14 protein-coding genes and 1 pseudogene are annotated in these 19,049 nt (G+C 70.4%); 14 read left to right on the top strand and 1 reads right to left on the bottom strand.

What is annotated here, in order from left to right; genetic code table 11:
• Positions 1 to 79: 79 nt before the first annotated feature.
• From folC to HW837_RS40420, 10 genes are all read left to right on the top strand, one after another.
• The gene (gene folC, locus HW837_RS40465) at positions 80 to 1,588 is read left to right on the top strand and encodes a bifunctional tetrahydrofolate synthase/dihydrofolate synthase (RefSeq protein WP_193381109.1); all 1,509 of its coding nucleotides are present in this window, start codon (positions 80 to 82) and stop codon (positions 1,586 to 1,588) included.
• A 10-nt stretch (positions 1,589 to 1,598) separates the two neighbouring features.
• Positions 1,599 to 1,952: a DUF4233 domain-containing protein gene (locus HW837_RS40460; protein ID WP_045557537.1), complete on the top strand. Its 354-nt coding sequence runs from the start codon at positions 1,599 to 1,601 to the stop codon at positions 1,950 to 1,952.
• A gap of 74 nt (positions 1,953 to 2,026) precedes the next feature.
• Positions 2,027 to 2,440 carry a nucleoside-diphosphate kinase gene (gene ndk / locus HW837_RS40455; RefSeq protein ID WP_045557536.1) on the top strand — a complete coding sequence of 138 codons (414 nt, stop codon included), beginning with the start codon at positions 2,027 to 2,029 and terminating at the stop codon, positions 2,438 to 2,440.
• 415 nt (positions 2,441 to 2,855) lie between these two features.
• Positions 2,856 to 3,875 carry a rod shape-determining protein gene (locus HW837_RS40450; RefSeq protein ID WP_005479350.1) on the top strand — a complete coding sequence of 340 codons (1,020 nt, stop codon included), beginning with the start codon at positions 2,856 to 2,858 and terminating at the stop codon, positions 3,873 to 3,875.
• A gap of 174 nt (positions 3,876 to 4,049) precedes the next feature.
• Positions 4,050 to 5,003, top strand: a complete 954-nt coding sequence (mreC, locus tag HW837_RS40445) for a rod shape-determining protein MreC (protein WP_045557535.1) — start codon at positions 4,050 to 4,052, stop codon at positions 5,001 to 5,003.
• A 28-nt stretch (positions 5,004 to 5,031) separates the two neighbouring features.
• Positions 5,032 to 5,703, top strand: coding sequence for a rod shape-determining protein MreD (mreD, locus tag HW837_RS40440; RefSeq protein ID WP_045557534.1), 672 nt, complete (start codon positions 5,032 to 5,034; stop codon positions 5,701 to 5,703).
• A 129-nt stretch (positions 5,704 to 5,832) separates the two neighbouring features.
• The gene (mrdA, locus tag HW837_RS40435; protein WP_234442507.1) at positions 5,833 to 8,220 is read left to right on the top strand and encodes a penicillin-binding protein 2; all 2,388 of its coding nucleotides are present in this window, start codon (positions 5,833 to 5,835) and stop codon (positions 8,218 to 8,220) included.
• Positions 8,217 to 9,413 carry a rod shape-determining protein RodA gene (gene rodA, locus HW837_RS40430; RefSeq protein WP_045557533.1) on the top strand — a complete coding sequence of 399 codons (1,197 nt, stop codon included), beginning with the start codon at positions 8,217 to 8,219 and terminating at the stop codon, positions 9,411 to 9,413. Before mrdA ends, rodA begins: the two co-directional genes overlap by 4 nt.
• An 89-nt stretch (positions 9,414 to 9,502) precedes the next feature.
• The gene (locus HW837_RS40425; protein WP_045557532.1) at positions 9,503 to 11,065 is read left to right on the top strand and encodes a CYTH and CHAD domain-containing protein; all 1,563 of its coding nucleotides are present in this window, start codon (positions 9,503 to 9,505) and stop codon (positions 11,063 to 11,065) included.
• A 121-nt stretch (positions 11,066 to 11,186) separates the two neighbouring features.
• Positions 11,187 to 13,139 carry a TIGR03960 family B12-binding radical SAM protein gene (locus tag HW837_RS40420; protein WP_045557531.1) on the top strand — a complete coding sequence of 651 codons (1,953 nt, stop codon included), beginning with the start codon at positions 11,187 to 11,189 and terminating at the stop codon, positions 13,137 to 13,139.
• Between the two features lie 94 nt (positions 13,140 to 13,233).
• Here the strand turns inward: HW837_RS40420 and HW837_RS49790 are convergent, their stop codons facing one another.
• A complete protein-coding gene (locus tag HW837_RS49790; protein ID WP_193381110.1) occupies positions 13,234 to 14,736 on the bottom strand; it encodes a collagen-like domain-containing protein in 1,503 nt (500 codons plus the stop codon).
• A 238-nt stretch (positions 14,737 to 14,974) separates the two neighbouring features.
• Between HW837_RS49790 and HW837_RS49785 the strand changes: the two genes are divergently transcribed.
• From HW837_RS49785 to HW837_RS40395, 4 genes and pseudogenes are all read left to right on the top strand, one after another.
• A complete protein-coding gene (locus tag HW837_RS49785) occupies positions 14,975 to 16,138 on the top strand; it encodes a glycosyltransferase (RefSeq protein ID WP_305729294.1) in 1,164 nt (387 codons plus the stop codon).
• A 134-nt stretch (positions 16,139 to 16,272) separates the two neighbouring features.
• Positions 16,273 to 17,391, top strand: a complete 1,119-nt coding sequence (locus HW837_RS40405; RefSeq protein ID WP_193381111.1) for a hypothetical protein — start codon at positions 16,273 to 16,275, stop codon at positions 17,389 to 17,391.
• A gap of 48 nt (positions 17,392 to 17,439) precedes the next feature.
• Complete coding sequence (locus HW837_RS40400) at positions 17,440 to 18,291, top strand: TIGR03936 family radical SAM-associated protein (RefSeq protein ID WP_045557529.1); 852 nt, start codon at positions 17,440 to 17,442, stop codon at positions 18,289 to 18,291.
• Positions 18,292 to 18,536: 245 nt separating this feature from the next.
• Positions 18,537 to 19,049: pseudogene (locus HW837_RS40395) on the top strand (Rne/Rng family ribonuclease); the annotation flags it as partial.

Genomic DNA, 19,049 nt, shown 5'->3' with positions numbered 1-19,049 from the left:
CCGCAGCCGCCACCCAACCCGTACCCCCACCCGATGAGGCGCCCTCAGCCCGGCAGAGCCAAACTCGTAGACTGACCCCGTGAGCGAACGCAGTGACACGCAGCCCGACCCGAGCGACCCGTTCGAGGAGATCATCGCCGCGGAGACCGACCGGGATCCGGACCTCGCGGTGATCGAGGCCGGCAGCCGTACCCTGCGCGCCCAGGGCGGCGCATCGCAGGCCGACGTACCGGCCAGGCCCACCGACCCGGCCGTCGACAAGGCCCTGCGGGAGGTCGAGACCGACCTCGCGACCCGCTGGGGCGAGACCAAGCTGGAGCCCTCGGTCACCAGGATCGCCGCGCTGATGGACGTCCTCGGCGAGCCGCAGCGCTCGTACCCCTCCATCCACATCACCGGCACCAACGGCAAGACCTCCACCGCCCGCATGATCGAGGCCCTCCTCGGCGCCTTCGAGCTGCGCACCGGCCGGTACACCTCTCCGCACGTCCAGTCGCTCACCGAGCGCATCAGCCTCGACGGCGCCCCCGTCTCCGCCGAGCGGTTCATCGAGACGTACGAGGACATCAAGCCGTACATCGAGATGGTGGACGCGGCCCAGGAGTACCGGCTCTCCTTCTTCGAGGTGCTCACCGGGATGGCGTACGCCGCCTTCGCCGACGCGCCCGTGGACGTGGCGGTCGTCGAGGTCGGCATGGGCGGCACCTGGGACGCCACCAACGTCATCGACGGGGACGTCGCCGTCGTCACGCCCATCGACCTCGACCACACCGACCGGCTCGGGGAGACGCCCGCCGAGATCGCCGTCGAGAAGGGCGGGATCGTCAAGCAGGACGCGACCGTGATCCTGGCGCAGCAGCCGGTGGACGCGGCGCAGGTACTGCTGAAGAAGGCCGTGGAGGTCGACGCGACCGTGGCCCGCGAGGGCCTGGAGTTCGGTGTCGTCGCGCGGCAGGTCGCCGTCGGCGGACAGATGCTCACCCTGCGCGGCCTGGGCGGCGAGTACCCCGAGGTCTACCTCCCGCTGCACGGCCCGTACCAGGCGCACAACGCGGCCGTCGCGCTCGCCGCCGTGGAGGCGTTCTTCGGCGTCGGTTCGCAGCGGCCCGAGCCGCTCGACATCGACACGGTCCGCAAGGCGTTCGCGGCCGTCTCCTCGCCGGGCCGGCTGGAGGTCGTACGGCGGTCCCCGACCGTCGTGCTGGACGCCGCGCACAATCCGGCGGGCGCCCGGGCCACGGCCGAGGCCGTCGGTGAGGCGTTCGACTTCAGCCGGCTGATCGGTGTGGTCGGGGCCAGCGGCGACAAGAACGTACGGGGGCTGCTGGAGGCCTTCGAGCCGATCTTCGCCGAAGTCGTGATCACCCAGAACACCAGCCACCGGGCGATGGACGCCGACGAGCTGGCCGGTATCGCGGTGGAGGTGTTCGGCGAGGAGCGGGTGCAGGTCGAGCCCCGGCTGCCCGACGCCCTGGAGGCGGCGATCACGCTCGCCGAGGAGGAGGGCGAGTTCGCGGGCGGTGGCGTCCTCGTCACGGGTTCCGTCATCACCGTCGGCGAGGCCCGGCTGCTGCTGGGGAAGGGCTGATTTCCACGACATGCGTACTCTCTGTGCTTCGACGCTGATCGGCGAGTTCTTCGTGATCGGCTTCGCCGGGCTGGTCGCCATGAAGGACCCGGATCTGACCATGACCACGGTCTGGACGGTCAGCGGCATCGCCATGTTCCTCTGTGTCCTGCTGTGCGGTCTGGTCACCCGGCCCGGCGGGATCCAGCTCGGCTGGGCGCTCCAGATCGCGCTGATCCTCTCCGGTTTCTTCGTCCCCACGATGTTCTTCATGGGCGCGGTCTTCGCCGCCCTGTGGTGGGCCTCGGTCCACTTCGGGCGGAAGATCGACGAGGCCAAGGCCCGGTTCGCCGCGCAGGCCTCCACCGGAGCCGGTGCGTCCTGACGCTGCGTAACACCCGGCCGGACCGGCCCTGTAGCCTCTGAGCTCCGCACCCGTGTGAAAAAGGAGTCACCACAGTGAGCCAGCGCACCCTCGTCCTGCTCAAGCCCGACGCCGTCCGGCGGGGCCTGACCGGCGAGATCATCAGCCGTATCGAGCGGAAGGCCGGCTGGCAGATCACCGCGCTGGAGCTGCGCACGCTGGACCAGGACACGCTGGAGCAGCACTACGGCGAGCACAAGGGCAAGCCGTTCTACGAGCCGCTCGTCGCGTTCATGGCCTCCGGTCCGGTCGTCGCGCTGATCGTCGAGGGCGAGCGCGTCATCGAGGGCGTGCGGGCGCTGGCCGGTCCGACCGACCCGATCGCCGCCGCGCCCGGCTCCATCCGGGGCGACTACGGCGTGATCGTGCGCGAGAACCTGATCCACGCGTCGGACTCCGAGGAGTCGGCCGAGCGCGAGGTCAAGATCTTCTTCCCCGGGCGCGCGTAGTAGCGTTCGCGACGGCGGGGGCCGGCGCGTCCGCCCGCCCCCGCCGCCTGAACACGCGTGGAACACCCGGAACAACCTCCGCGACATCCGGGGCACTTCCGGAACACCCGGCCCTCACCCACACGGCCCACACCCCGGCTGACCAGCCAAACCCGCCGAAAATACCGCCGTACAACGGCATATGCGCGGCGATCGGGGGAACGCGCACCCCCGATGGACCGTCTCCACAGGCGGGGCGGCGCATCGCATGCCCACAATGGCGAAGACCCTCGCGCAGTGTTCGTGCGGGCGAGACTACGATGTAAGCCTTCACGTCACAGCACCCACTTCGCCGACCCGAAAAAGCCCTGAAAAGCCCTCAAAAGCCGTCAGTGCTCCGCTTGGGAAGGCCACACGAATCCTGATGGGGAACTCAATGTCGTTCATCGGCCGTGACATGGCTGTCGACCTCGGGACCGCCAACACGCTGGTGTACGTCAGGGGTCGCGGGATCGTACTGAACGAGCCGTCCGTCGTCGCGATCAACACCAACACCGGTGGCATTCTCGCGGTCGGCGCGGAAGCGAAGAAGATGATCGGGCGGACCCCCGGCAACATCGTTGCCGTACGTCCGCTGAAGGACGGTGTCATCGCCGACTTCGAGATCACCGAGCGCATGCTCCGCTACTTCATCCTGAAGATCCACAAGCGGCGGTATCTCGCCCGTCCTCGGGTCGTCGTCTGCGTGCCGTCCGGCATCACCGGTGTCGAGCGTCGCGCCGTCATCGAGGCGTCCTCCCAGGCAGGCGCGCGTCAGGTGCACATCATCGAGGAGCCCATGGCCGCGGCCATCGGCTCCGGCCTGCCGGTCCACGAGGCCACGGGCAACATGGTGGTGGACATCGGCGGCGGCACCACGGAGGTCGCGGTCATCTCCCTCGGCGGCATCGTCACCGCCCAGTCCATCCGCGTCGCGGGCGACGAGTTGGACAATGCGATCATCCAGCACATCAAGAAGGAGTACTCGCTCCTCCTGGGTGAGCGGACGGCCGAACAGATCAAGATCACGATCGGTTCGGCGTACGACCTCGACGCTGACGAGCACACCGAAATCCGTGGCCGGGACCTGGTGTCCGGCCTGCCCAAGACCGTCGTCATCTCCGCGGGGGAAGTGCGGAAGGCGATCGAGGAACCCGTCAACGCCATCGTCGATGCCGTCAAGACGACCCTCGACAAGTGCCCCCCGGAACTCTCCGGCGACATCATGGACCGGGGCATCGTCCTCACCGGCGGTGGCGCCCTGCTGCGCGGTCTCGACGAACGGCTGCGCCGGGAGACCGGAATGCCGATCCATATCGCCGAGGACCCGCTGGACAGCGTGGCGCTCGGCTCCGGCAAGTGCGTCGAGGAGTTCGAGGCGTTGCAGCAGGTGCTCGACGCCCAGCCCCGCAGATGACGTAACCCTTCGATTCCGCCGTACGGGACGTTCTCCTCTCGTGCGGCGGATCGTTGGTATAGAGACATAAGCTCCCACAAAGCGCCCCTGTCGTTCCCGTATCGGGATTCCCAGGGGCTACCCGAATTCCCCAATTCCTGTCGAATTCCTATGAGGAAGGCACGGCCGCCGCACGTGAGGGACACACGAGAGAGCCGGCTGCTCCTGGTGCTGCTGATCGCCGTCGCGTTCGCGCTGATCACGGTGGACATCCGCGGCGGAGAGGACTCACCGGTCGACGGTGCCCGACGTGGAGCCGCCACCGTCTTCGGCCCGATCGAGGACGGCGTGTCGACCGCCGTCGACCCCATCGGCAACGCCATAAGCGCCGTCCGTGACTCCGGCTCCCGCCATGACCGCCTCGCCGCGCTGGAGAAGGAGAACGCCGAACTGAAGGCGGCCCTCGGCAGCGACGACCGCAACGGCAGCCGGGTCGAACAGCTCGACAAGATGCTGAAGACCGCCGCGAACGGCCGGTACGGCATCAAGGGCGCCGAGGTCATCGCCATAGGAGCGGCCCAGGGCTTCTCCTGGACCGTCACCATCGACATCGGCACGAACGACGGCATCACCCGCGACATGACCGTCCTCAACGGCAACGGCCTGGTCGGCCGCGTCACCACCGTCGGACCGAACACCGCGACCGTCCTCCTCGCCAACGACCCCGACTTCACCGTCGGCACCCGTATGGAGGCCACCGACGAACTCGGCTTCGCCTCCGGCCAGGGCGACCGGCCGCTGCGCGTCGAACTGCTCAACGGCAAGGCCAAGGTGAAGGAGGGCGACCGACTCGTCACCTTCGGCTCCCAGGCCGACAAGCCGTTCGTCCCGGGCGTCCCGGTCGGCGTCGTCGCCCGCGTCGACCCCTCCGGCGGCGACCTCACCCGCACGATCTACGTCAAGCCGTTCGTGGCCTTCACTCAGTTGGACATCGTCGGCGTCGTCGTCCAGCCGCCCCGCAAGGACCCGCGCGACACCGTCCTGCCGGCCAAGCCGAAGCCCACCCCCACGCCCACCGTGACGGTCACCGTCACCCCCGGCGCGGACGAACCCGGCGAAGGCGCCGACGGACAGCCGCAAGAGCAGTAGACGTAGGACAGTAGGAGCTGACCCCCTGATGCGCTTCAACCGGATGCTGCTCTCCACCACCCTGGTGATCGTCGCCCTGGTGATCCAGGTGAGCGTCCTCGCCAGACTCCATCTGCCGGGCGCCGTCCCGGACCTGGTGCTCCTCACCGTGCTCGGCCTCGCCCTGGTCTACGGCCATGTCGGCGGCGCCCTGATCGGTTTCGGCGCCGGGCTGCTCTCCGACCTCGCGCCACCCGCCGACCACGCGGCCGGACGGTACGCCCTGGTCCTCTGCGTCATCGGCTACCTCGCGGGACTGGCCAAGCCCGAGACGGGCCGGCTGAAGTCGGCGACCGGACCGATGGCCGTGGTCGTCGTCGCCGCGCTCGGCTCGACCCTGCTGTACGCCGGTGTCGGCGCCCTCGTCGGCGACGACGCGGCCCGCCATGTCGGCCTGCCCAGCCTGCTGTTCACGGCCGCGCTGTACGACCTGCTGCTCGCGCCCTTCGTCGTGCCCGGCGTCATCGCGCTGGCCCGGCGCGCCGACAACGACCCGCTCGCCGAGACGGGCAGCGCCGCCAAGGCGTCCGACGTCGCCTCCGGCTGGCTCTCCTCCGGCACCGGCCTGCGCATCGGCAACCAGCGCGGCGGCCTGCGCATCAAGGCCGCGCGCTCACGGATGGCCAGGGCGGGCCGCATCAAGGGGGTCAAGCGGCTGTGACGGCACGGCACCTGACACGCGGGGCGGACGCGGGACCGGAAGTGGGAACCGATCACCGCCGGGCGGTGTACCCCATGTACCAGCACCACACGCACCACTCGTACACACTCTGAGAGGGGGAGACAGGCAGTGACCAACATCCCGGAGACCGGGCGGACCCCAAGGGTCCAGATCCGGCTCGTCATCATCCAGATCCTCGTCTTCTCCCTCCTCGGCACCCTCGGCGGCCGCCTCTGGTACCTCCAGATCCGCGAGGGCGACGCCTACGCCAAGGAGGCCTCCGGCAACCACGTCCAGCAGGTCGTCCAGCCCGCCGTGCGCGGCTCGATCCTGGACGCCCGCGGAGTGCCGATCGCGGACAACGAGACCCGTCTGGTCGTCTCCGCCTCCCGCACCGACCTGCTGAAGATGGACGACGACGGCAAGGCCGTCCTCACCAAACTCGCCGGCGTCCTGGACATGAAGCCGCAGGACGTCATGGACAAGGTCCGGCTCTGCGACTCCGAGACCCCCCAGCCCTGCTGGAACGGCTCGCCCTACCAGCCGATCCCCATCACCGACGAGGCAACCGCCAAGCAGGCCCTGCAGATCCGCGAACGCTCCGAGGACTTCCCCGGCATCACCGCCGAACCCCAGGCCGTCCGCCGGTACGCCGGCCCCGGCGGCTCCCAGACCTCGCAGGTCCTCGGCTACCTCTCCCCGGTCACCGACGAGGAGATCACCAAGGCCCAGGACACCGACTCGCCGTATCTGCGCTCCGACCAGGTCGGCCGCTCCGGCCTGGAGCGCCAGTACGACAAGGAGCTGCGCGGCAAGGCCGGCGTCACCCGGTACGAGGTCGACAACCTCGGTCGGGTCATCGGCGAGGCCGAGGCCGACCCCGCCCAGCCCGGCGCCAACCTCGTCACCAGCATCGACGCCCGCGTGCAGCGCATCGCCGAGTACGAGCTCAACGAGGCGATGAAGGAAGCCCGCAAGCAGAACGACCGCAACACGGGCACCAACTACAAGGCCGACTCCGGCGCCGTCGTCGTGATGGAGGCCAAGACCGGCCGCGTCGTCGCCATGGCCTCCAATCCGGACTACGACCCGAACGCCTGGGTCGGCGGCATCTCCGCCAAGGACTACGCCAAGCTCACCGGCAAGAAGTCCAACTACCCGCTGCTGAATCGCGCGATCCAGGGCCAGTCGGCCCCCGGCTCGGTCTTCAAGGTGATCCCGACGGCCGCCGCGGTGAACGCGGGCTACTCCTTCAACGGCCCCTACCCATGCTCCAGTTCGTACTCGATCGGTGGCCAGGTCTTCAAGAACTTCGAGTCCCAGAGCCACGGCGCGATCAGCCTCGGCCGCGCCCTCGAGGTCTCCTGCGACACCGTCTTCTACCGCCTCTCCCACGAGGAGTGGAAGCGCGACGGCGGCACCAAGCCGAAGAAGAACGCCAAGGACTGGTTCTACAAGACCGCCCACCAGTTCGGTCTCGGCGCCGAGACCGGCATCGACCTGCCCAACGAGGTCACCGGCCGCATCCCCGACCGCAAGTGGAAGCAGGACTACTGGAAGGCCAACAAGGACGCCTGGTGCAAGTACGGCAAGAAGGGCGGCTCGTACGCCGAGCAGATCGCCTACGAGAACTGCCTCGAAGGCAACCGCCTGCGCGCCGGTGACTCCGTCAACTACTCCATCGGCCAGGGCGACACCCTCGTCACCCCCATTCAGATGGCCACCATCTACGCGGCCATCTCCAACGGCGGCACCCTCTACGACCCCACGGTCGGCAAGGCCGTCATCAGCCCCGACGGCAAGAACGTTCGGGAGATCGAGCCCAAGTCGCACGGCAAGCTGCCGATGACGAAGCAGACCCGCGACGAGATAGACGAAGCTCTCGAGGGAGTCGCCACCCGAGGCACGGCGGCCTGGCGCTTCCAGGGCTGGCCGCAGGACAAGATCCCGATGCACGCCAAGACCGGTACCGCCGAGGTCTACGGCAAGCAGACGACCTCATGGTTCACCACGTACACCAAGGACTACGCGATCGTGATGACGATCTCCCAGGGTGGTACGGGCTCCGGCGCCTCGGCACCCGCCGTGCGCAAGCTCTACAACGCGCTCTACGGCGTCTCCGAGGACGGGAAGATCGACAAGAAGAAGGCGCTGCTGCCCACCCCGCAGAAGGGCCTGCCGAAGATCGAGTCCGACGGCTCGATCGACTCCCCGAAGGTGGAGTCCTACCCGCCGAAGAAGCCGAAGAACGAGGCCACCGAGGACGGCACCCAGGCGATCGCCGCGGGGCCGGGCGCCCAACCGGTCTCCTTCGACATCCTGGCGGCGATCCTCGGCACCCGCGGCGGCGGCACCAACCGCGCCGCACGCCGCCGCGACGACCGCGGTCGACGGCGTAACAGCGGCGGCGGAGGCCGCCGCGGTGGCAGCGGCAGCGGCAGCGGTGGTGCCGGTGGCTGCGACAGGGGCAGGGTCACGAGCATCGGCAACCGCAGGGGACGGAGGAGGTCCGGATGACCGGCAACAGCTTCTCCGTCTCCGGGTACGGACCCGAACGCACCGGCTGGACCCGGCTGTTCGCCCGTGACTCGCTCGCCCGTCGGCTCGACTGGCCGATACTGTTCTCGGCCATCGCGCTCTCCCTGATCGGCGCGGCCCTCGTCTACTCGGCGACCCGCAACCGCACCGAGCTCAACCAGGGCGACCCGTACTACTTCCTGCTCCGGCACCTGCTCAACACCGGCATCGGCTTCGCCCTGATGATCGGCACGGTCTGGCTGGGCCACCGCACCCTGCGCACGGCCGTACCCATCCTCTACGGCATCTCGGTGCTGCTGATCCTGATGGTGCTCACCCCGCTGGGCGCGACCATCAACGGCGCGCACGCCTGGATCGTCGTCGGCGGCGGCTTCTCGCTCCAGCCCTCCGAGTTCGTGAAGGTCACGATCATCCTGGGCATGGCGATGCTGCTGGCGGCCCGGGTGGACGCGGGCGACAAACCCCACCCCGACCATCGCACCGTCCTCCAGGCCCTCGGTCTGGCCGCCGTCCCGATACTGATCGTGCTGCTCATGCCCGACCTCGGCTCGGTCATGGTCATGGTGGTCATCGTGCTCGGGGTCCTGCTCACCTCCGGCGCGTCCAACCGGTGGGTCCTCGGCCTCATCGGCACCGGCGCCATGGGCGCGATCGCCGTCTGGCAGCTCGGGGTGCTCGACGAGTACCAGATCAACCGCTTCGCCGCCTTCGCCAACCCCGAGCTCGACCCCGCTGGCGTGGGCTACAACACCAACCAGGCCCGGATCGCCATCGGCTCCGGCGGACTGCTGGGCACCGGGCTCTTCAAGGGCTCGCAGACCACGGGACAGTTCGTGCCCGAGCAGCAGACCGACTTCGTCTTCACGGTGGCGGGGGAGGAGCTCGGGTTCGTGGGCGCCGGGCTGATCATCCTGCTCCTCGGCGTCGTCCTGTGGCGCGCCTGCCGGATCGCCCGCGAGACCACCGAGCTGTACGGCACGATCGTCGCCGGCGGCATCATCGCCTGGTTCGCCTTCCAGTCCTTCGAGAACATCGGGATGACCCTCGGCATCATGCCGGTGGCGGGACTGCCGCTGCCGTTCGTGTCGTACGGCGGCTCGTCGATGTTCGCGGTGTGGGTGGCGGTGGGGTTGCTCCAGTCCATCAGAGTGCAGCGCCCCATGTCGGCGTAGGGCTCCGCGCCCCCTCGGGGCAGGACTCCGCTCCCCGCCGGGAGCGCGATGGTCTGCCCCTTTGCCGAATATGCGACTAGATTCAATTCATGGCGGACATCAAGCGCGAGATCGAGCGGAAGTACGAGTCCGACGAGAGCGGCCTGCCGGACCTCACCGGTGTGGCCGGGGTCGCGACCGTCATCGACAAGGGCGTGGCCGAGCTGGACGCCGTCTACTACGACACCGCCGACGAACGGCTCGCCGCCGCCTCCCTCACCCTGCGCCGCCGCACTGGCGGCAGTGACGCGGGCTGGCATCTGAAGTTCCCCGTCTCCTCGGGGGTGCGGGACGAGATCCGGGCCCCGCTGTCCGAGACGCTGCCCGACGAACTCGCCGGGCTGGTGCGCTCCCGGGTCCGGTCGGCCGAGCTGGTGCCGCTGGTCCGTCTTCTCTCCACCCGCGACGTCAGGGAGCTGCTCGACGCGGACGGCGCGCTGCTGGCCGAGGTCAGCGTGGACGCCGTGGTCGCCGAGCGGCTCACCGAGGACGGCCGGACCGCGCAGTGGTCCGAGATCGAGGTCGAACTCGCCGACGAGGGTGACCCCGCGTTCCTCGACAAGGTCGAGAAGAAGCTGCGCAAGGCGGGCGTACGGCCCTCGGAGTCACCGTCGAAGCTCGCCCGGGCCCTCCAGGAGACGGCCCCGAAGAAGGGCGGCAAAAGGGGCGGCGACAAAGGCGGGAAGAAGGACCGCAAGACGGACCGGAAGGCCGGGGCTGGGGTGCCGGGTGAGCCCGTGACCCCCGGTGATCATGTTCTCGCCTATGTCCGCGCCCAGCGGGACGCGATCGTCGAGCTGGACCCCGCCGTCCGTCGGGACGTCTTCGACTCCGTCCACAGCATGCGGGTCGCCACGCGCCGGCTGCGCAGCACCTTCAAGTCGTTCGGCAAGGTGCTGGACCGGACCGTCACGGACCCGATCGGCGAGGAGCTGAAGTGGCTCGCGGGGGAGCTGGGTGTCGACCGTGACCAGGAGGTTCTGACGGAACGGCTCACCGAGGCACTGGACGGCCTCCCCGAGAGCCTGGTGACGGGCCCGGTCCACGCGCGGCTGCGCGCCTGGTCGGGCAAGGACGGCGGTACCGGCCCCCGGAGCGAACTGATCGAGGCGCTGGACGGACCGCGGTATCTGGAGCTGCTGGAGTCCCTCGACGCCGTGATCGCGGACCCGCCGCTGTTGAAGGGCGCCCACGGCGACCCCGAGAAGGTGATCACCAAGGCGGTCCGGAAGGACTTCGCCAAGGTGGCGGCCCTGGTCGAGGAGGCCCTGTCACAGCCGTCCGGCGCCGACCGCGACCTCGCCATGCACGAGGCACGCAAGAAGACCAAGCGCACCCGGTACGCGGCCGAGGCTGCACACCCCTTGCTGGGCAAGCCGGCCAAGGCCCTGGTCAAGGACATGAAGTCCCTGCAGAGCCTCCTCGGCGACCACCAGGACAGCGTGATGGCCCGCGAGGCCCTGCGTGACCTCGCCCACCAGGCCCACGCGGCACCGGGGGAGAGCGCCTTCACGTACGGACTGCTGTACGGCAGGGAGGAACGGCGGGCCGAGCTGGCGGAGGAGGCCCTGCCGGGAGAATGGGCGAGGATCAGCAAGGACATGCCCTTCTGACCGGCCCACCGGTAAACGGGCGTGCGAGGGGTGCCTCCCGGGGCGTTACGCTAGATGGTCACCCTCCCCCCAGCCTCCGGCCGGGGGTGCCACCAGCCAGCTCACGAAGGTAACTCCCGCGATGTCTGTCGAGTCGGTCTTCCCACAGCTAGAGGCCCTGCTCCCGCATGTGCAGAAGCCGATCCAGTACGTGGGCGGTGAGCTCAACTCCACTGTCAAGCCCTGGGAGTCCGCGGACGTCCGCTGGGCGCTCATGTACCCCGACGCGTACGAGGTCGGTCTGCCCAACCAGGGCGTCATGATCCTCTACGAGGTGCTGAACGAGCGCGAGGGCGTCCTCGCCGAGCGCACGTACAGCGTGTGGCCGGACCTGGAGGCGCTGATGCGGGAGCACGGCGTCCCGCAGTTCACCGTGGACAGCCACCGCCCGGTGAAGGCCTTCGACGTGTTCGGTCTGTCCTTCTCCACGGAGCTGGGCTACACCAACATGCTGACCGCCCTGGACCTGGCCGGGATCCCCCTGGAGTCCAAGGACCGCACGCTCGACGACCCGATCGTGCTGGCCGGCGGCCACGCGGCGTTCAACCCGGAGCCGATCGCCGACTTCATCGACGCGGCGATCATCGGCGACGGCGAGCAGGCCGTGCTGGACATGACCGAGATCATCCGCGCCTGGAAGGCCGAGGGCCGGCCGGGCGGCCGCGAGGAGGTCCTCTTCCGCCTCGCGAGGACGGGCTCGGTCTACATCCCGGCCTTCTACGACGTGGAGTACCTGCCCGACGGCCGTATCGGCCGTGTCGTGCCGAACCGGTCCGGTGTCCCGTGGCGGGTGTCCAAGCACACCGTCATGGACCTGGACGAGTGGCCCTACCCGAAGCAGCCCCTGGTCCCGCTCGCCGAGACGGTCCACGAGCGCATGTCGGTGGAGATCTTCCGCGGCTGCACGCGCGGCTGCCGCTTCTGCCAGGCGGGCATGATCACCCGCCCGGTCCGCGAGCGTTCCATCACGGGCATCGGCGAGATGGTCGAGAAGGGTCTGAAGGCGACGGGCTTCGAGGAGGTCGGCCTCCTCTCCCTCTCCTCCGCCGACCACAGCGAGATCGGCGACATCGCCAAGGGCCTGGCGGACCGGTACGAGGAGGACAAGATCGGCCTGTCCCTCCCCTCGACCCGGGTGGACGCCTTCAACGTCGACCTCGCGAACGAACTGACCCGCAACGGCCGGCGCTCGGGTCTGACCTTCGCGCCCGAGGGCGGCTCCGAGCGCATGCGCAAGGTCATCAACAAGATGGTCTCGGAGGAGGACCTGATCCGGACGGTCTCCACGGCGTACGGCAACGGCTGGCGCCAGGTGAAGCTGTACTTCATGTGCGGCCTGCCGACGGAGACCGACGAGGACGTCCTCCAGATCGCCGACATGGCGATGAAGGTGATCGCCGAGGGCCGCAAGGTCTCCGGCCAGAACGACATCCGCTGCACCGTGTCGATCGGTGGATTCGTCCCCAAGCCCCACACGCCGTTCCAGTGGGCGCCGCAGCTCTCCGCCGAGGAGACGGACGCCCGGCTCGAGAAGCTCCGCGACAAGATCCGCGGCGACAAGAAGTACGGCCGCTCCATCGGCTTCCGCTACCACGACGGCAAGCCGGGCATCGTCGAGGGCCTGCTGTCGCGCGGCGACCGCCGCATCGGCGCCGTCATCCGCGCGGTCTACGAGGACGGCGGCCGCTTCGACGGCTGGCGCGAGCACTTCTCCTACGACCGCTGGATGAGCTGCGCGGACAAGGCCCTGGCCGACTTCGGACTCGACGTCGACTGGTACACCACCCGCGAGCGCACCTACGAGGAGGTCCTGCCCTGGGACCACCTGGACTCCGGCCTCGACAAGGACTGGCTCTGGGAGGACTGGCAGGACGCCCTCGACGAGACCGAGGTCGAGGACTGCCGCTGGACGCCGTGCTTCGACTGCGGCGTGTGCCCGCAGATGGACACCCACATCCAGGTCGGTCCGACGGGCAAGAAGCTGCTGCCGTTGTCGGTGAAGCAGCCGGTGGGGAGTGCGGGGCACAGTCACTGACCCGGCCGCGGCCGACAGGTCGGCGAGGGGTGTCCGGAGGGCCGTTCGGCCGTGCTCCGGGCACCCCTTCTCGTGTACTACCGGCTGTTGCCGGCTACTCCCGGCCGCTCACGCGTGGCGTGACGGTCGAGCCGCCGTTGACGATGTTGTCCGACGGCTGGAGTTCGACCCGGTACCAGGGGCGCGGGTTGCCCTGGGCGTCGTCGCAGTTCAAGGTGGCGTGGGGCTGGGTGTCCACCGGTACGCAGGTCGTCTCCCAGACCTGGCCGACGGTGGTGACGACGTTGAACTTCACGAGGCCCTTCGAGGCGCTCGCGTGGTCGCCCTGGGGCTGGCCCTTGTCCTCGCCGTGGTCGGTGCCGGCGCTCCCGCCGTGGTCCTGGGCGTGTCCGCTGCTCGTGCCCTGGCTGTGGCCCTGGGTCTGACCCGTCTGCTGGGCGTGACCGGTGCCCGTGCCCTCGCTCTGGCTCTGCCCCGTGCTCTGGCTGTGGCCCTGGCTCTGGCCGGTCTGCTGGGCGTGGCCCTGGCTCTGGCCCGACTGCTGGCTGTGGCCTTGGCTCTGACCGGTCTGCTGGCTGTGGCCCTGGCTCTGGCCGGTGCTCTGGCCGTGCTCCTTGCCGGTTTCCTTCTGTCCGTGTGCGTAGCCCTCGCCGTGGGCGTGCGCGTTGACGGAGACACCGCAGGCGACGCCGACGTAGCGGTCCTGCGAATCACGGCCGCCGTTGGGGAAGTTGGGGTGGGTGCTGAGGTCGGTCCACAGGAACGGGTGGGCGGCCGCGCCCTGGAGGTCGCGGATGCCCGCGAAGACCCGCCCGTCGGTCAGGACGACCCGGAACTCGCGCTTCTTGGAGTCCTGCACCGCGTCGATGTCGGAGCAGGGGCCGGCGGGTCCGGTGGCTCCCGTGGCACCGGTGGCGCCCGTGACCCCCGTCTGCCCGTCCGCTCCTGTGGCACCGGTGGCGCCGGTGAGCCCTGCGGGTCCGGTGGCACCCGTGGCACCGGTGAGTCCTGCGGGGCCGTCCGCTCCGGTGGCTCCCGTGGCTCCCGTGGCTCCCGTGGGTCCGACCAGGCCGTCCGCTCCGGTGGCGCCAGTGGCTCCCGTGGCGCCCGTGGCTCCGGTAGGCCCGGCGGGGCCCTGCTCACCGGTGTCGCCCTGCGGGCCGACCTCACCCTGGGGGCCGGTGTCGCCCTGGGGGCCCGTGTCGCCCTGGGGACCGGTGTCACCCCTCGGGCCGGTGGGGCCCTGAGGCCCGGGCGGGCCGCTGGGGCCCTCCTCGCAGTGGTCGTCGTTGCCACCGAGTGCCGCCGTGCGGTTCTGGTCCTCGTCGTACCAGTCGGGCGCCGATCCGTCGTACTCGTCGTGCTGTTGTCCGTTGTCGGTCTGGTGCTGAGCACCGTGATCCTCGGCGGGCGGGCACTCGTCGTTGCCGGCTCTCGCCACGGTGGAGTGCTCGGACACGCTGCGCGCTGCCGCCGCGGCGGGGCCGGCCAGTCCGGCGGTCACCGCCAGTGCGAGCGAGGCATACGTACTGACCTTGGTGATCCTGTGGCGTGCCAGCGGGCCTATCAGCGAGATCGTCCTGCGCTCAGGACTCATCTATTGCTCCTTTTTTCAACCGGTTTGGGGCTTTTCCCCGCACTCGATCGTGAGCCTCGCTCCTGTCCACCGGCTCGACCAGCGAGCTGGACCGGACGGGGATGGAGATCATCAAATCGGCCTAAGCCGTCCTCACGGGTGGGCTAATTCGACGCCGTAGACAGGTATTTGTGCGATATGAGGGGGTATGTCACGCGGCCGCTCGGGCAGCGTTCAACGTCCCGGGACCGGTGAGACCGTGAAGCCGCAGACCATCTGCCTCTGCATGATCGTCAAGAACGAGGCGCGGGTGATCGAGCGCTGCCTCGCCTCCGTCCGCCCGCTGATCGACACCTGGGTCATCACCGACACCGGCTCGACGGACGGCACGCCGGACCTGATCCGCGAGGCGCTGGCCGGCATCCCGGGCGAGCTGCGCGAGGAGCCCTGGGTCGACTTCGGCCACAACCGGACGCGGAACATCCAACAGGCCCGGGGAAAAGCCGACTTCCTGCTCACCGTCGACGCCGACCACGTACTGCGCCAGGACGCGCCACTACTCCGGCTCACGGCGACCTCGTACATGCTGCGCTACGACACGCCCGGCACCCAGCACCGCTTCAAGCACCTGATGCGGGGGGACCTGCTCTGGCGCTACGAAGGGGTCACGCACGAGTACCCGTGCACCGACGGGCCCGATGTCCAGGAGAACCTGGACGCCCTCGTGATCGAGGACCACGCGGACGGCGGCTGCCGCGGCGACAAGTTCGAACGCGACGCCCAGCTGCTCAGACGTGAGCTGGAGCGCGACCCCGCCAACCCCCGCACCGTCTTCTACCTGGCCAACACCGAACGCGACCTCGGCCACGCGCGCGAGGCGATCGACCTCTACGAGCGACGGGCGGCGATGGGCGGCTGGGGCGAGGAGGTCTACTGCTCGCTGTTGGAGGCGGGCATCCTCCGAGCGGAGGAGGAAGAGGACTGGCCGGGAGCCATGGACGCCTTCTCCCGTGCCTGGGAGGCGCGTCCCACCAGGCTCGAGGCCTGCTACGAGTTGGCCTCCCGGCTGCGGCTCCGGCGGCGCCACCACACCGCGCACGCCCTCCTCGTCGACGTCCTCGACCGGCCCGCGCCGGACGACCTGCTCTTCACCAAGCCGTGGGTCTACCGGTGGGGCCTGCTGTTCGAGTTCTCCATCACCGCCCACTGGGTCGGTGACCACATCGCCGCGCTCCGGGCCTGCGACCGGCTGCTGGCCATGCGGGACCTGCCCGAGCGGATCCGCCGCCAGGTCGAGATCAACCGGGAGTTCTCCGCGCCGCATGCCGACCGTACGGACCTGTCCGCCGTGGTGCGCCGCCCCAAGGCCGCCCGGGCCGGCAAGGCGGCCAGGTCCACGAGGTCCTCCGGACGCAAGCGGTAGGTACGCGCGGAGACTGGGGGAGGGACGGGAGCGGGAATGGGAGTGGCCGGGCGGGGCGGACCGGGTCCGACGCGGTGCGAAATCGCCGCCGCCACGCTGGATCCGAACGGGCACGTTGAGGCGTCTACGACGTCATGGACCTGGAGAAAAGGCCCGCCCGGCAGCAGGAGACCGAGGCGCGCCGGACGCCCGCCGAGGCGCAGCAGGCGCCCGAGGGGTGTCTTGTCGTCGCGATCCGGATACCCGTGCGGATCGTGGTGCTCGTGCTGGTCGTGCCCGTGCGCATGGTGTGGGACGCGCTGGTGGTGGGTGGACGCGTGCTCATGGACACCGTGTTGCGCCCGGCGGGCCGCGCGCTGCTGTGGGTCGGCCGGGCCGTCCTGGTCTGGCCGTGCGTGGCGCTGTGGCGGTACGTCGTCGTGCCGCTCGCCCAACTGCTCGGGTGGCTCGGGCACCGGCTGCTGGTCGTCCCGGCGGTATGGACGTACCGGTATGTGCTGACGCCCGTGGGGCACGCGATCGCGTGGGCGGCCGCCGGTGTCCTGGCCGGGTGCGGCTGGGTCGCCCGGGGTCTCCTGGTCGTGCTGCTGTGGCTGTACCGGTGGACGGCGGTGCCGGTCGGGCGGAGCGTCGCCTGGCTGGTCCGTCACCTCCTGGTCGTCCCGGCGGTGTGGCTGTACCGGTACGTGCTCACGCCGGTGGGGCACGCGATCCGGTGGGTGGCCCTGGGGGTGGTGTGGCTGGTACGGATGATTTTCACCGGGCTCTGGCTCGGCCTTTACTGGACGCTGCGCCTGCTGTTGGTGCTGCCCGCGCTCGCCCTGTGGCGCTGGGTGCTCGCGCCCGTCGGACGGTTGCTCGCCGTCGTCGGCCGGGAGATCGGGGCGGCCCTCGGGCACGCGTGGCGGGTGGCCGGGCGGATCTCGCTCGCCGTCGGACGGTTCCTGGCGAACCTGTTCCGCCTGCTCCTGGTCGAGCCGACGCGGTGGGTGTACCGGACCGTCCTCACCCCCGCCGGTCACCTCGTCCGCGACGTGGTGGGGAAGCCGCTCGCGGCGGCCGGCCGCGCCGTGGGCCGTGCCACCCGGCAGGCCCTGTCCACCGCCCGCGAGACCGTCCGCCAAGCCCGCGCCGGTGTGCGCGCGGCGCTCTTCGGACGGCCCACCGAACCGAAGCCCGTCCACAGGCGGGAACCGACGGGCGCCGAGGCACGTACTCTTGGTAGCAGTACGACCGCTCTCACGAAGGACTGAACGACACTGGGCAAGCGACAGCCCGAAGGCCCGCCGCCCGCACCCGCGGTGCAGCGCATCCGACTGCGTTACACCAAGCGCGGCCGCCTCCGGTTCACCAGCCACCGTGACTTCCAGCGCGCCTTCGAGCGTGCGCTGCGCCGTGCCGAGGTGCCGATGGCGTACTCGGCGGGGTTCACGCCGCATCCGAAGGTGTCGTACGCCAATGCCGCACCCACCGGCACGGGCAGTGAAGCGGAGTATCTGGAGATCGCGCTCACCGCGGCGCGTGATCCGGAGAAGCTCAGGATCCTGCTCGACGAGTCGCTGCCCACGGGCCTCGACATCGTCGACGCCGTCGAGGCCCGGACCTCCGGGCTCGCCGACCGGCTCACGGCCTCCGAATGGGAACTGCGCCTGGACGGCGTGGACCCCGAGGAAGCCGCGCGCGCGGTCGAGGTCTTCAAGGCGTCGGACCTCGTCGAGGTCCAGCGCAGGACCAAGAACGGCATCCGGACCTTCGACGCCCGTGCCGCCGTCGTCGACCTCGACAGCCGCGACGGACACGACGGTTCTGAGACGCCCGGTCCACAGCCCGCCGCAAGCGTCGGCTCCACTGGAGCGGCTGGCGCCGCGCCCCTTGCTGGGCCGACGGACCAGCCCTGTGCGATACTGCGGCTGGTTGTTCGGCACGTGACGCCTGCCGTACGACCCGACGACGTCCTGTCCGGTCTCCGCGCCGTGGCCGACCTGGCGCCGCCGGTCCCCGCAGCGGTGACCAGGCTGGCGCAGGGGCCTTTCGATGAAGAGACCGGCACGGTGACCGACCCGCTCGCGCCCGACCGCGAGGCAGCGCCGGCCCTCTCAACGGCCGAACCCGCTGCCGCCGCGAAGGCGTCGGCGCCGGTAGGCCCCGCGTAGGGACGGACGTCGTAGCGCCGCCCTCTGATCCGGGTGCCACCTGGGTCGGGCAGCGCACCGACCACAAGACTTTCGCCAGGCCGTACGCAACATGGCGTACGGAACCGGCGAGACAGGACACAGAGAGCTCCCGTGCGGCGCCCGCGCCCCGGACGGCGGCAGTCGCGTACGACGCGAGCCGCGGACGTCACCGGCCACGCCGGACCGGGTGCGGCGCCCGGGAGCCTGACGGGAGAAACGCCCGCATGCCCGAATCGATCGAACCCGCCGAGCCCGCCCAGGGCTCCGACCACAACACGCCGAGCGACACCCTGCCGCCGCGCCGTCGCCGCCGTGCCGCGTCCCGCCCCGCGGGACCGCCGTCCGCCGCCTCCGAGGCGGCCGCGGAGACCACCGCGCCGGCCGTGCCGGCCGCCGAGTCCGAGGACCTCGCGGCCATCGAGCCGACCGAGACGGACGAGACCACCGAGACCGTCGAGGACGACGTGACCGGTGAGGACGCACAGGGCACCGAGGCCGAGGAGACGGAGGCCGAGACCGCCGCCGTCGAGGCGCCCGCAGCCGAGGAGGCCGCGCCCGCCGGGCGTACGCGCCGTCGCGCGACCCGCCGTGCCTCCGCGCCCGCCGGTGCGCCCAAGGACGCCGAGGCCGTCGAAGTCGTCGAGACCGTGGCCCCGGCCGCCTCCGCCGAGAGCGCCGCCGAGCCCGCCGCCGTCGAGGAGGCCGCGCCCGCCGGGCCGCCTCGCCCTCGCGCCCAA

It is taken from the genome of Streptomyces caniscabiei (genome assembly GCF_014930365.1).
Lineage (GTDB): Bacteria > Actinomycetota > Actinomycetes > Streptomycetales > Streptomycetaceae > Streptomyces > Streptomyces caniscabiei.
This window is presented reverse-complemented; position numbering and strand designations above follow the sequence as displayed.

Coding starts and splice junctions, on each gene's coding strand:
- HW837_RS40460 (WP_045557537.1), top strand. CDS start 1,599: ATGCGTACTCTCTGTGCTTCGACGCTGATCGGCGAGTTCTTCGTGATC.
- HW837_RS40420 (WP_045557531.1), top strand. CDS start 11,187: ATGTCTGTCGAGTCGGTCTTCCCACAGCTAGAGGCCCTGCTCCCGCAT.
- rodA (WP_045557533.1), top strand. CDS start 8,217: ATGACCGGCAACAGCTTCTCCGTCTCCGGGTACGGACCCGAACGCACC.
- HW837_RS49790 (WP_193381110.1), bottom strand. CDS start 14,736: ATGAGTCCTGAGCGCAGGACGATCTCGCTGATAGGCCCGCTGGCACGC.
- mreD (WP_045557534.1), top strand. CDS start 5,032: ATGCGCTTCAACCGGATGCTGCTCTCCACCACCCTGGTGATCGTCGCC.
- HW837_RS40405 (WP_193381111.1), top strand. CDS start 16,273: ATGGACCTGGAGAAAAGGCCCGCCCGGCAGCAGGAGACCGAGGCGCGC.
- HW837_RS40425 (WP_045557532.1), top strand. CDS start 9,503: ATGGCGGACATCAAGCGCGAGATCGAGCGGAAGTACGAGTCCGACGAG.
- HW837_RS40450 (WP_005479350.1), top strand. CDS start 2,856: ATGTCGTTCATCGGCCGTGACATGGCTGTCGACCTCGGGACCGCCAAC.